This window comes from Segetibacter aerophilus, from assembly GCF_007991655.1.
Lineage (GTDB): Bacteria > Bacteroidota > Bacteroidia > Chitinophagales > Chitinophagaceae > Segetibacter > Segetibacter aerophilus.
This window is the reverse complement of record NZ_BJYT01000005.1, coordinates 270251-285169: the sequence shown is the minus strand read 5'-3', so window position 1 is coordinate 285169 and position 14919 is coordinate 270251. Positions and strand designations below refer to the sequence as shown.

General features: G+C 39.8%; 7 protein-coding genes. All 7 read left to right on the top strand.

Annotated features, from left to right (window positions below; translation table 11 throughout):
* The first annotated feature begins 35 nt into the window (after positions 1-35).
* Positions 36-2384: an ABC transporter permease gene (locus tag SAE01_RS08565; RefSeq protein WP_170234116.1), complete on the top strand. Its 2349-nt coding sequence runs from the start codon at positions 36-38 to the stop codon at positions 2382-2384.
* A gap of 113 nt (positions 2385-2497) precedes the next feature.
* A complete protein-coding gene (locus SAE01_RS25075) occupies positions 2498-2629 on the top strand; it encodes a hypothetical protein (protein ID WP_262713363.1) in 132 nt (43 codons plus the stop codon).
* Between the two features lie 35 nt (positions 2630-2664).
* Positions 2665-5115 carry an ABC transporter permease gene (locus SAE01_RS08560; RefSeq protein ID WP_147203332.1) on the top strand — a complete coding sequence of 817 codons (2451 nt, stop codon included), beginning with the start codon at positions 2665-2667 and terminating at the stop codon, positions 5113-5115.
* Between the two features lie 225 nt (positions 5116-5340).
* On the top strand, positions 5341-7728 hold the full coding sequence (locus SAE01_RS08555) for an ABC transporter permease (RefSeq protein WP_147203331.1): 2388 nt from the start codon (positions 5341-5343) through the stop codon (positions 7726-7728).
* A 203-nt stretch (positions 7729-7931) separates the two neighbouring features.
* The gene (locus tag SAE01_RS08550) at positions 7932-10349 is read left to right on the top strand and encodes an ABC transporter permease (protein WP_170234115.1); all 2418 of its coding nucleotides are present in this window, start codon (positions 7932-7934) and stop codon (positions 10347-10349) included.
* Positions 10350-10854: 505 nt separating this feature from the next.
* Positions 10855-13275 carry an ABC transporter permease gene (locus tag SAE01_RS08545; RefSeq protein WP_147203329.1) on the top strand — a complete coding sequence of 807 codons (2421 nt, stop codon included), beginning with the start codon at positions 10855-10857 and terminating at the stop codon, positions 13273-13275.
* Positions 13276-13757: 482 nt separating this feature from the next.
* On the top strand, positions 13758-14792 hold the full coding sequence (locus SAE01_RS08540; protein ID WP_147203328.1) for a DUF4097 family beta strand repeat-containing protein: 1035 nt from the start codon (positions 13758-13760) through the stop codon (positions 14790-14792).
* Positions 14793-14919: the final 127 nt, after the last annotated feature.

Genomic DNA, 14919 nt, shown 5'->3' with positions numbered 1-14919 from the left:
TGCTTAAAAACTATCTTAAAATAGCAATTCGAAACTTGGCGAAACACAAGTTGTTTTCGTTCATCAACATATTTGGACTTGCCTTAAGTATGTCTGTTTGTATGATGGTTTTAATCAATTTGAAAGATCAAATTAGTTATGACAAATTTCATCCAAATACTGATCGTACGTACAGAGTTATAACAGAACTTACAAACAAGGAAGGCTCATCCTACCGTTTTGCATCGTCGCCTTTACCACTGGCCAATTCACTAACCACTGATTACAACTTCATTGAGAAGACAGTAAGGCTTTATTCAGCAGGAGGTGATAAAGCTTCTACGGGAACCAAAGAATTATCCATTAATGGAGCATTTACAGAACCAACATTTTTTGATGTTTTTGGATTTACGTTAAAAGAAGGCAATGAGAAAACCGCACTATCAGCACCAAATTCTGTTGTATTAAGCAAAACAACAGCAGAGAAGTTTTTTGGCAATGCAAATCCGGTTGGACAAACAATAAAATTGGCCAAACTAGGAGACTTCCAGGTGACAGGTGTACTCGAGATTCCAACAGGAAAATCGCATATTGATTTTGAAGCTTACATGTCACTTAGTTCTGTGCCTGCTCTTGAGAAGTCAGGTAAATTGACACCAGCAATCGATAAATGGGATGCACAAATTCATGCATACACATACTTGCAACTTAAAGATGGCGCCAATAAAAAACAATTGGACAAAGCGTTATCACAGGTAACGGCAGGGCTCATTAAAACAACAAAATTACAGGGCAAAGAAAACATAGCATTCGAAGCGCAGCGTTTTAATAAGATTATTCTTGGTGAAGAATTGATGAATGCTTTTGGAAATGTTGGATCGATGGAAAAAACACTAGGTCCACTTTTAATCGGCTTCATTATATTGCTCTCGGCATGCTTCAATTACACCAACCTCTCTATCGCCCGCTCACTGAACCGGGGCAAAGAAGTTGGTATCCGCAAAGTGGCTGGCGCCTTTCGTTACCAGGTATTTTACCAGTTCATTCTCGAATCAGTTTTAATAGCATTTCTATCGCTGGGCTTAGCATGGATTATTCTGCACCTGCTGCAACAATATGCGCCGTTTATGGGTGAGATGGCACCAAGCGGTCTTGCTTTAAATAACGGGATTTACGGTTGGTTTGTAGTGTTCGCAATATTTACAGGATTGCTTGCAGGCTCATTACCGGCCTGGGTCCTCTCCTCTTTCAAACCTGTTGAGGTGCTTAAAAACCTATCCAACATAAAGTTATTTGGGGGCAACGGTTTTAGAAAAGGATTGATCGTCGTACAGTTTACACTAGCGCTAGTAACTACCATTTTTACATCTATCTCATCGCAGCAATTTAGTTTCATTGCAAACGCCGATCCTGGATATAACCGTGATAATTTGTTGGTCGTACCGACAGATGGAGCAGATCCGAAAATACTTTCTGCAGAGATCGAAAGAGTAAGCGGGGTGCAAAATGTAACAGCCACGTCAGCAACGTTTGGAAGAAATTCATCGGGGCACATTCCCGTCAAATTGCAACCAGGCGCACAGGCAATCGAAGCAAATTATTATGACGTAGATAGAAACTTTACAGAGGTGATGGATTTAAAAATTGTGGCAGGTGAGAACCTACCTGAAAATACTTCGACAAATGAAAAATACGTGTTACTAAATGAAACAGCTACCCGGACGCTTAATTTTAAAACACCGGCAGATGCCGTAGGAAAAATGATTTGGTTAACTGATACTACCCAGGTGCAAGTTGCCGGAGTATTGAAGGATTTTCATTTTCAAACATTAGCCGTTCAACTGACTCCATTGGTCGTCCGTAACCGTCCAAATAATTTCAACTTTTTACTCGTTAAGACAAATGATGCCAATTCAACAATAGTATCCAGGATAGAGCAAGTATGGAAAAAAAACGCTTTACAACCATTTGAAAGCAGTTGGCTAAAAGAAGAGCAGATTGAAAGACAAGGCGCAAAAGATACTGTCTCCACACTTGGCTTTCTTGCTTTTATGACCATTACTATTGCTTGCCTTGGTTTATTAGGAATGGTGATTTACAATACCGAAACGAGACGCAAAGAAATAGGTATCCGCAAAGTGATGGGCGCATCAGTATCAACGATTATTTCATTGTTATCTAAAAGCTTTTTAAAGCTTGTGATTATTGCTGGTTTGATAGCTATGCCGATTGCTTATGTACTTGGCTTTATATTCACGCACATTTTTGCCAATCGAATTGATATCGGATTGGGTAGTCTAATCTTTAGTTTCCTAGGGTTGTTAGCACTGGTATTGATAACCATTAGTTCGCAAATATTTAAGGTGGCTACAGCAAATCCTGTTGAGAGTTTGAGGACGGAATAACGCCAATTTGAAAATGGGAAAATTTGAAAATTTGAAAATGAAAAACTGGAGTTTTATTAAATATCTGACTTCCTCTACTAGGTATAAGCTGAATTGGTAGAGACTATGTTTGGATGTATTCTGAAGTACCGCTCCTTCTCCGCGAGGAGAAGGAGAAGGTGGATGAGGCGTTGAATGAAGAACAAACCGTACAAGTGAGTGACACAACGATGTCGAAAAAAGAACAAATGCCGGTAACAAAATGAATCACATACATAGATGAACCTCCAAAACATAACTCATGTTCAATAACTACTTCACTATTGCTGTAAGAAATTTTCTTCGCAATAAAACATTCTCTGTCATTAATGTGCTGGGGCTATCTATTGGCATTAGTGCTGCGCTCGTAATGTTCCTGATTGTGTATTATGAGTTCAGCTTTGATAAGTTCGTGCCTGATAGAGATAGAGTTTATCGTGTGGTATTGGATGCGAAGTTTTCTGGTACCGAAGGGCATAGCGCCGGGCTTCCTGCGCCGCTGGGAAGTGCGATTGAAAATGAAGTGACGGGCGTTGAGAAAACGGTTCCGGTTTTTCAATTCCAGGGAGACGGGACTGCAAAGGTAGAAGTGGCCACGGCTACGCCGGGAAAGCCAGTCATCTATAAAAAGCAACCTAATGTTGTTTTTACAAACCCACAATATTTTTCATTGCTTGGTTATAGCTGGATCGTGGGTTCGCCACAAGCAGGCATGCAGGATCCATTTTCTGTCGTACTTACTGAAAGCCGTGCGAAACAATATTTTCCCGGCATTCCGGTGACCGATGTTATTGGAAAACAAATTACTTACAACGGAGTCACTACAACTGTTGCGGGTGTAGTGAAAGATCTAAATAAAACTACTGCTTTCACTGCCGATCAATTTATTTCGCTTGCAACGATCGCAAAAACCAACCTGCAGGATAACTTCATGATGACGGTTTGGGACGACTGGATGGCCTATTCGCAACTCTATATAAAATTGTCAGAGGGCACTAATCCCCAGGCAACGGAAGCACAGTTAAAAGTGCTTTTAAACAAATACAATAAAAAGGCTAATAAAGATGCAAACAACACTATGTCGTTTCACCTGCAACCTTTAGACGATATTCATTTTAATGGATTGTACCAAAGCGTTGGTGGACGGGTAGCAAACAAGTTAACATTGTATGGATTGCTGGCAATAGCGGCCTTTTTGTTATTGCTGGGTTGCATCAATTTCATTAATCTTACAACAGCCCAGGCAACCAAAAGAGCAAAGGAAATCGGGATCCGCAAAACGATGGGTAGCTCGAGAAAACAATTGGTACTGCAGTTCTTAAGCGAGACCCTTTTCATTACCGTTATTGCAACTGTGATCTCTGTTGCTTTAATTCCTTTGCTGCTAAAAATGTTCACAGACTTTATTCCCCCGGGCTTACACTTCGACTTATTCAATCAACCGAAACTCATCCTATTTTTACTGATTCTAACCATTGCTGTTAGCTTTCTTTCAGGTTTATATCCTGCATTAATTTTATCAGGCTATAAACCTGTCTCAGTTTTAAAGGGACAGGCTTTTAACGACTCAGGACAAACAAGAAATGCATGGGTACGAAAGACGCTAACTGTATCTCAATTTGTAATCGCCCAGTTCTTCATCATCGCCACATTAATGGTTAGCAAGCAGATCAATTACAGTATGAACGCAGACCTCGGATTTAAGAAAGATGCGATACTTACATTTGAAACACCACGGGATACGGTAAAAACACACGGCCAAAAATTACTTCATGAAATACAATCAATTCCTGAAGTTGAAATAGCAGCATCAGGCTTTCTATCGCCTGCAGATTTAGGTGTCGCATTTACCAATATTAGCTACCCGGAGAAAAAGGATATTGTTGCAAATGTGCAGATCAGGTGGGGCGATCCAAACTACCTGAATGTCTATGGGATAAAATTACTTGCAGGGCGAAATGTTAAACCGAGCGACTCAAACAAAGAGCTGATCATTAATGAGACTTACGCTAAGATTCTTGGATTTAAGAAACCGGAAGAAGCACTTAATAAATATTTAAACTTAAATAGCAAGGACCTGCCAATCGTAGGGATAATGCAGGACTTTCATGACCAGTCTTTCCGTGCATCTATTGGCCCTATTGCGTTTGCTGGTAACAACGGTACCATCTATCATGTCAGGCTAAAACCAAATAATGCAAATGGGCATGTTTGGCAGTCGGCCATTGCAAAAATGGAAAAGGCGTACAAACAAATGTACCCTGAAGAAGATTTCAAGTATTCGTTTTTTGATGAAACCATCTCAAAAATGTATCAAAGCGAACAGAATACTGCGAGGCTATTAAAGTGGGCTTCAGGCCTTGCCATTTTCATTAGCTGCCTCGGCTTGTTAGGTTTAGTTATTTACATTACCAACACCCGCACCAAAGAGATTGGCATCCGCAAAATTTTAGGTGCATCTGTTGCAACCATCGTTTCAATTCTATCACGAGATTTCATGCGGCTGGTCATACTTGCCTTTCTAATAGCGGCTCCTATCGCATGGTGGGCATCATACAAATGGTTGCAGGACTTCGTGTATAGAACACCAATGAGCTGGTGGGTATTTGCATTGAGTGGATTAGTGATGATTGTGTTGGCGGTAATTACGCTTGGTATTCAAACTATCAAAGCTGCAGTGGCTAATCCGGTGAAGAGTTTGAGGACTGAATGAGAACAAATTTAAAAATGTGATGATTTGAAAATTTGAAAATGCAAGAAGCAGATTCACTATGTAAGATTTTTATGAGCCCGGCTAAGAATAAGTATTAGACATCGTTGCGTCGCACTCTTGTACTGACATTACAATATTGAGCAAAAATGATCAGCAGTATAAGGGATAACAAGGCAACAACAAGAAGTATAGTTCTATAAAACAATGATTAAATAACTCGATGATATGCTAAGAAATTATTTCAAGATCGCATTGCGTAATTTTTACAAAAACAAGCTCTATTCTTTTGTAAATATCACCGGTTTGTCCATCGGAATATGTAGTTGCATCTTAATTGGTGTTTATATCATGCATGAAATAAGTTTCGATCGTTTTCATGCTAACGCTGATCGCATCGTCCGTGTAACGATGGATTATAATAACGGCAATGCTGTCAATAAAGTGGCCACCACCGGCACCAAAGTTGGACCTGAATTTAACAGGAGTTTGCCGGAAGTAGAAGGCTACAGCAGAACGTTGAAATATACAAGAGTTATTGGCTATGGCGATAAAGTGTTTGAAGAGAAAAACTTTCTCTATGCCGATTCAGCTTTCTTTTCAATGTTCTCATTTAAATCAGTTGCGGGTGATCCTTCAACTGCATTAAATGCACCTGACAAAATCGTACTAACACAATCAGCAGCTAAAAAGTATTTTGGCAAAGCAGATCCACTAGGCAAAATTTTAAAAGTGGGAACCAAAGATTTTATGGTTACTGCAATAGCCATGGATGCACCAGATAACTCTCAAATTAAGTTTGATTTTGTTGGTTCATTTACTTCATTAGGTGCTTCGAAAGAAGAAAAATGGTGGGAAGCAAACTATATCACCTACTTATTATTAAACCCAAAAGCTAACATTGATGCAGTTCAAAAAAGAGTAACTGCTTTCATGCAAAAAGTAAGTACTGAAGAGCTTAAGATGAAAGGAAGTGAATACCTCACTTATCATTTAGAGCCGCTTACTAAAGTCCATTTGTACTCTTCCTTGGACGGCCTAGAACCTAACAACAATATTGTTTACATCTATGTCCTCGCTGTTGTTGCAATTCTTATTTTACTGATCGCTTGTGTTAATTACACCAACTTAAGCACTGCGCAATCAGCTTCACGAAGCGCTGAAATTGGAATGCGAAAAGTACTGGGTGCGCAAAAGAAACAGGTGTTTAAACAGTTCATCGGTGAAGGTATTTTCTTTACGCTGGTATCGGTCATTGTAGCATTAGCATTATCATACTTACTGCTGCCGTTATTTAATGACCTGGCAGGTAAAGAATTAACGACCGGTATTATCTTTCAACCAGTAACCATATTATCGCTACTGGCATTAGCGATGATAGTTGCCTTTACTGCCGGTTCGTACCCGGCCCTGATACTTTCTAACGTAAAACTGATAAAAGTATTAAAGTCTGGATTTTCGTTTTCACAAAGTGGCAATGGAATACGTAAATCGCTGATCGTTTTTCAGTTTGTTATATCCATCTTCCTGATTACATCAACCATTGTAATTCTTAAGCAATTATCATTTATTGCAAATAAAGATTTGGGCTATAACAAAGAACAAATTGTTGTGTTGCCGGTAGACAACGAAATGTTACAGCATTATGACGATTTGAAAAAGGCGTTTAAAAATGATCAAAACGTTATAAGTATAGGCGGCGCTTATGAAAAGCCAACGAACATTGGATGGGGCGATGGTTTACAAAAAAGCCAGAACGATCAGAGTATTACCGTCAATGCATTTCCTGTTGATGAAGGTTATGCAAGAACATTGGGCGTTAAAATAATTGCAGGCAGCGATTACACACAGGCTGATGTACAACAATTCGACACTTCAAATAATGGAAGCAATTTGAAGTATACTTATATGCTGAATGAATCTGCAGTAAAGTCATTGGGATGGAAACCCGAAGAAGCCATTGGCAAAACAGTTTTCAAAGGCCGGGAAGGAATCGTAAAAGCGGTTGTAAAAGACTTTCATTTTCGTTCTTTTCACGAACCCATCAACCCATTGGTCATTTTTTTAGACAAGCGAATGTTGCACGTAATGTTTGTAAAAATAAACGGGAAAAATGTTGCATCAACAATTGATCAATTGAAAAATACCTGGAAAAACAGGGTAACCCATCGTCCTTTCGAATATCATTTTTTAGATGAAGATTACAATGCGTTGTACCAGTCAGAACAAAAAACGGCTGGAGTATTTACCACCTTTTCATCCATTGCAATATTATTGGCATGTCTTGGTTTGTTCGCACTAAGTGCATTTGAATTAGTGAAACGTTCCAAAGAAATCGGCATCCGAAAAGTACTGGGCGCAACAATGCCAGACCTTGTTAGATTGTTAACGATGGATTTTGTAAAGCTGATAGTACTTGCCTGCCTCATCGCATTCCCGGTATCATGGTACGTCTCAAGCAAGTGGTTGGAAGACTTCACATACCGGATCGACATACAGTGGTGGATGTTTATTGTTGCAGGAGTGGTTGCTATTGTGATTGCGTTACTAACGATTAGTCTGCAGGCGATAAAAGCAGCGTTATCTAATCCGGTGAAGAGTTTGAGGACAGAGTAAAGCCTCATCCTCAGTCCTTCTCCTGAAGGAGAAGGAGGCCAGGCAGGAGAAGTTTGATGGGACAGCGATACCAACAAATGAACTAATATCTGTGCTTTCCAGCAGAGCGAAGAATAAAAGATGATGTGGAAGATTAAGCGTTTAAAAATATTCTAAAGTACCGCTCCTTCTCCTTGAGGAGAAGGAGAAGGAGGATGAGGCTTATGCTCAAAAACTATCTACATATTGCCTTAAGAAACATTCAAAGGAAACCGCTTTTTGCAGCGATCAATACTGTTGGTTTGGCTATTGGAATCACTTCTTTTGTTTTCATTGCTTTGTTTGTGTTGGATGAATTGAGCTACGACAGGCATTTTAAAAATTCGAAGCAAATTTATCGACTTACTTACGCTGCAAAGGACAATGAGCCATGGTTGAAAGATGTGCCTGCTGTTGCTCCGGGTATCGCTGCAAGACTTCCCGAAATGGAGCATTATACCAGGTTGTTTCAATCTTCGGGATTGGTAAAGACCGGCAAGGAAAGCTTTAATGAATCAAAAATCTTCTTTGCCGACACTTCTTTTTTTAGAGTTTTTGATCTCACTTTTATTGCTGGCAATGCTGCTTCAATTAGTAATGAGCCTAATGGTACTATCATTACGAATTCCACAGCAAAAAAATACTTCGGAACAGAAAATCCTGTCGGCAAGCCATTGCAGCTTGCAGGAAACGATGGCCTGGAAAATTTTGATTTGAAAGTGGTAGCTGTTATAAAAGATCTTCCAACTAATACACACTTTCATTTTGATTTTCTAATTCCTTATCGGTCGGCACTTGCAAGTAGAAGTAATGTTGGGGTTTATACGTATTTCAAAATTTCTGCAAATGCTACTGCTTCTGCCATTAAAGACAAGCTAAACCGAATGAAACAACAATACTTCCAGGAATGGAGATTGGATGCAAAAACTATTCTAAGCTTACAGCCTGTTACTTCCATCCATCTTCACTCTGCTTTTTTTGAAGAATTGGAAGCAAATAGTAACGTTTCCACTATTTATATTTTTTCGATCACAGCTTTCCTGATCTTGTTTATTGCATGCATTAACTACATTAATATTTCATTGGCACAAAGCACTAAAAGATCAAAAGAAATAGGTTTAAGGAAAATATTAGGCGCAGATAAAAAGCAAGTCATCTTTCAATTTATTACGGAATCGTTTGTCCACCTGCTGATCTCAATCATTATTTCGGCGTTTTTACTACAGGCGTTATTGCCCCTTTTTAATCAAATAACCGAAAAGTCATTAACCCTTGACAACAATCGTTCGTTGCTGTTACTGTTTCCTGCAATAACTGCTTTGGGATTAATGTCTGCTCTTTATCCTGCCCTTGTTTTATCGAGATTCAATCCCGTACTTGCTTTAAAAAATACAATACCTGCCGCCACTTTAAAGACTTCCACTTTACGGCAAGGGTTGCTGGTTTTCCAATTTGCCGTTGCAGTTGTTTTGATCATTTGTACTACTATTGTCTTTCTTCAACTTTCTTTTATACGCAATAAAAACCTTGGTTTTGCAAAAGAGCAGGTGGTGGTTTTATCGCTAAGAAACCCGGAAACGCAGTTGAAGTATAGAGTGTTGAAACAGGAGCTGTTGAAGAACTCGAATATTCTAAAAGTTGCTGCGTCACATACTGTTCCCGGTGAAGAAATGGGCGGTGGAATTTATAGGATGTCTACAGCCGAAGCTAAAAATAACGAGCCGACTGAGTTAGAAAGTAACACATTGTTTGTCGATGAAGATTACCTCGATCTAATGAACATCAGCATCGTTGCCGGAAAAAAATTCAATAAAGAAAATAGCGCTTCAGAAGCAAATAATACTGTTCTGGTCAATGAGGCTGCTGCAAAAACTTATGGTTGGAAATTTGCCGAGGCAACTGGTAAGACAATAGAATATTTTGTTGACCGTAGCAGAGGCTTTCAACCGGCACTAGTTGCTGGAGTGGTTTCTAATTTCCATTACCAATCTCTGCGCTCCCCTATAGAGCCGTTAATTATTCGGCTGGCAAAAGATGCAGATAGCGCAGGCGGCTACATTTCAACCATGACCAGCCTGTCAATAAAAATCAAAGGCTCGGACGTTCGCCAGGCAGTTACCGACATTAAAAAAGCCTGGGATAAAACAAACAAAGATTATCCGTTTGAATATACCTTTTTGGATGAACGATTAACCAAGTTGTACAGCTCCGATGAAAAGCTGGGACAAGTGTTTAGCAAGTTTTCGTTCATTGTTTTATTTATTACATGTATCGGTCTATTCGGCATTTCAATTCTTACCATAGAGCTAAGAACAAAAGAAATTGGTATAAGGAAAGTATTAGGTGCATCGGTTCGCAATATTGTAAACATGCTCTCTAATGACTTCTTAAAACTTGTTATAATAGCCATCATTATTGCATTTCCTATAGCAGGGTGGGCGATGAATAAGTGGCTGCAAGACTTTGCCTTCCGCATAAACATCAGTTGGTGGATCTTCTTAGTTGCGGGATTAGCAGTTGTCGTAATTGCATTGCTTACAGTGAGTGTGCAGGCAATAAAAGCGGCAATTGCAAATCCGGTGAAGAGCTTGAGGACGGAGTAGTAAGCTCATCCTCGGTCCTTCTCCTTAAGGAGAAGGAGGCCGGGCAGTAGTTATTACATGAGCTATGGTACTAACAAATGAGCGTTCTTGAATCACTCAGCTTACAAATATTGAAAGATGATATGGAAGATAAATTGCTCCGAAGTATTCCAAAGCACGGCTCCTTCGCCTAAACGAGAAAGAGGCCGGGTAATAGATATCGGAGCTAGGGTACTAACAAATGAGGATTGGTAGATCAACTAGCTCACAAAATATTCAAAGATGATGTGGAAGATAAAATGCTTAAAAGTATTCCACGGTACCGCTCCTTCTCCAAGAGGAGAAGGAGAAGGAGGATGAGGTCTTGTTGGGCTTCAGAAAAACGTACAAGTGAGTGACACAACGATGATGATAAAAGAACCGAAAGCTCACTTAGAAAGTATTTAAAACCTACGGTGGGAATAGTATGAACGGTAACCCAAACACCTTTTTTAAAAATTAATTTTGAAAGAATAATTATAACAAAATGATTAAGAATTATTTTAAGATCGCACTTCGAAATTTAAGTAAGCATAAAGGCGATACTGCGATCAATTTAGTTGGATTAATCGTAGCGTTCTCGACCTCGTTATTATTATTTCTTGGCGTCTACTATGAATTTTCTTTTGATAAATTTCATAAGAATGGCGACGATATCTATCACTTATACTTCACTACCCACACTAAAAACCAGGTTGAAAAAAGTGGTTCAATGCCTGTTCCGTTGCTTCCTTCTCTGAAAGCAGCGTACCCTGAAGTAAAATATGGAACGAGGTATGTTAACGGAGCAGGGATTGTGGATTACAACAACAAGAAGATAAATGAAAACGTTCGGTATTCGGACCCCGACTTTTTAGAAATGTTTTCTTTTCCTCTTGTAAAAGGTAATGCAAAAAATGCGTTGGGAGAGTTGAACAATGTAGTCGTGAGAGAAACCGCGGCGAAAGCAATTTTTGGCAAAGAAGAACCGATGAACAAGGTTGTTCAACTTCACATAAACGATGAGTGGAAGCCCTTTGTTGTTTCCGGAATTATCGCTGATATGCCCGACAACTCAAGTATAAATTTTGACATGCTTATTCGCTTTGAGAATAATGGAAATTATGCTGGTGCAATTGATCAGTGGGATAACACAAATCATGACGTGTATATACAACTAGCTGAAGGATCGAACCGCGCACAATTTGAGAAAAAAGCCATTTCGTTTCTAAATCTTCACTTCAAAGAAAACATTGAGAAGTTGAAGAGAGATGGCGCTGCGCCTGCACCAGATGGTTCTTTTATTCACCTTAACCTGCAACCGCTTTCAAAGATACATACCGACAATTCTATTAATCGCGAGGGTGGCAGCATTAGCAGTGGCTATCTATATATGCTTTTAATTATTGGGTTGTTGATCGTTGCAATCGCCTGTATTAATTTTATCAACCTTAGTATCGGTCGCAGCTTTACGCGCAGCAAAGAGATAGGCCTGCGAAAAACATTAGGCGCCCAACGCTGGCAATTGACAGCACAGTTTTGGACAGAAGCCTTCTTCATTTGTCTTGCAGCTTTTATTGTAAGCCTCGTGTTGTGTTATCTACTACTGCCACAGTACAAGCAACTTTTTGCCATGCACATTGACAGAAAAGTATTGCTTTCCCCGAATTCATGGTTCGTGATGTTGGGCATATTCCTATTGATCACGCTACTGGCTGGCGGTTATCCCGCATGGTTGATGTCACGGTTTAATATCGTCCAGATCTTAAAAGGAAAGGTCTCTGTAGGTCAATCAAACAAGTTAAGAAACAGCCTGATTGTAGTTCAATTCTCAATAGCCATTCTCTTGATGGTGGCAACAATGATCTCCTGGCAACAGATCAATTACCTGCGGGAAAGGCCGTTGGGTTATAACCGCAGCCAGGTAATCAGTGTACCGGTTGAAGGCGAAATGAACCCAACAAAAGTGCTTGAGATTATGAAGGCTAGTCTGCAAAATAACAGTAATGTAGAGAGCATCTCCGGTATTTATAACAACCTTGGACGTGGTACCGATGGCGCATCAAGAACCTCGAGTATTGGCTTCGATTATAAAAACCGTGAAGTAAAAAGCAGTTGGATGGGTATTACCTATGACTTTACGAAAACACTAGGGCTTCAAATGGTGGCAGGTCGAGACTTTTCTAAAGACTTTCTAACCGATAGCTCCGGGGTAATAATTAATGAACAAATGGCTCAGCAACTTGGCGAAAAGGAAGTGATTGGGGCCTTACTAAACGTGGACGATAGTGCCCCACCAATGAAGGTGCTTGGTGTTGTAAAAGACTTCAACTTTCAGTCGTTGCATCAGCCTATCAAGCCGCTTACATTAATTCTTAGTAAAGATTTTCCCATTCATTATATCCTAATTAAAGTTAAGTCGACCAATCTACCCGCAAGTATGGAGCTTGTTAAAAACGCTTATAAAAATGTTCTTCCAAACACAGACTTCAAAGGTTCTTTCCTAGATGAAAATATAGAACGCCAATACAAACGTGAGCAAAAGCTGGGGCGAATTTTTGTTGCCGGCGCCATCATCGCCATTACACTTTCATGTATGGGTTTACTTGCTATCGTTATCCTTGTAGTAACACAACGAACAAAAGAAATAGGAGTCCGTAAGGTATTAGGCGCCTCTGTGAGCAGCATTATTGGCATGCTATCGTATGACTTCTTAAAGCTCGTATTCATCTCTGCAGTCATTGCTTTCCCACTTGCATGGTATGCAATGAAAAGCTGGTTAACAGGTTTTGCATACCACATAGAAATAAGCTGGTGGATATTTTTACTGACTGGCGCTGCGACTGTATTGATAGCATTGCTGACCGTTAGTATACAGGCATTAAAAGCAGCGATAGCAAATCCTGTTAAAAGCTTAAGAAGTGAGTGAATATTTTGAAGATGAGGCAATTTGAAAATTTGAAAACGTAGGCTTAGAAATGAGCCAGGAAGAATTTTTTTTGGAGCCATACTAGGAACAACTATTAAACATTCTTGCGTCGCACTCTTGTACTGAAGCTTTTTATTGTGGCTTTCTTTAACTGGTATTTTTAAAAAAGCATTGTTGGAGCACCTTTAAACCACATAGGCATATAGAACAGATAGGAAGGGCCCACATAGATAGAGAGGATATTGCAAAGATTGGAATAACCGACACCAGTTCTTGCATAAGGGACATCAGCCGGTTGGGTGCCAAGCAAAGCGAAGGCATTCAGAAACATGCGTAGCAGTTTCTGAAACACGCGGGCGCAGTCCCGTTGCAAGAACGAAGCCCAGCGGCTTGAGCTATAGCTTAACAACTATAAGCCTTTTGTAAACAATAATCTTATAATAACAAAGCATTAATCACTTTTAAACAAACACAAATCGATAATGAAAAAGCTCCTCTTCTCTCTACTCATCTCTTCTGCCTGTGCAACCCTCTATGCACAGGACAAAAACGAAACGCCATACATGACAAAGTCTTTGTCTGGCGACGCCATTAAAAACGTCGAAGTAAAAACTTCCGGCGGAAGCATCTCTGTTACCGGCGCAAATCCTTCGGAAAGTCGCATTGAAGTCTACATTCACGGCAACAACGGAAAGAACGATCTTTCTAAAGAGGAAATCCAACAAAGACTAAATGAAAATTATGACCTGGACGTTTCGGTAAGCAACAATAAAGTGACTGCGATTGCAAAGCCAAAAAAGAACAATATGGATTGGAAAAGAGGTTTGAGTATTTCGTTTAAGGTATTTACACCCCAAAACATTGTTTCAAATTTAGCTACAAGTGGTGGTAGCATTAGTTTAAAAAACCTTTCCGGCAACCAGGACTTTTCGACAAGTGGAGGCAGCCTTCATGTGGAAAGTTTAAGTGGTAAAGTAAGGGGCAGGACTTCCGGCGGAAGCATACATGTAGCTAACTCAAAAGACGATATCAACTTGGCAACAAGCGGTGGAAGTATTCATGCTGAAAATTGTGATGGCAATCTAAATTTAGCTACTTCGGGCGGATCACTTAACCTAACTGATTTAAAAGGTAACATCGAAGCCAACACCAGTGGTGGAAGCATCAATGGCAGCAATATAAAAGGTGAACTCATTACACATACTTCAGGCGGAAGCATTCGTTTAAGTGACCTTGCCTGCAGCCTTGAGACTGGTACAAGCGGTGGTAACATTAATGTTTCAATTAAAGAATTAGGCAAGTATGTTCGTATCAGTAACTCAGCTGGTAGTGTAGATATTCAATTGCCAAACAAGGGAATAAACCTGAAACTAACGGGTCAAAAAGTAACGACTGCAGCTTTGAGCAATTTTAATGGAAGAATGGAAAAAGACGAAATAGATGGCACTTTAAATGGTGGCGGAATTCCGGTTACCGTTAGAGCTGGAAGCGGTAAAGTAAATCTATCAATGCGTTAATCCCCAATAATACAAGGTCACGAAGAACACGAAGGAGACACTTAGGCCACAACGGTTTTTAATAAAAATCGAAAAAGCTTTGGAATTTCCTCTTCGTGTTCTTCGTGCAAACCTTGGTGTTCTTTGT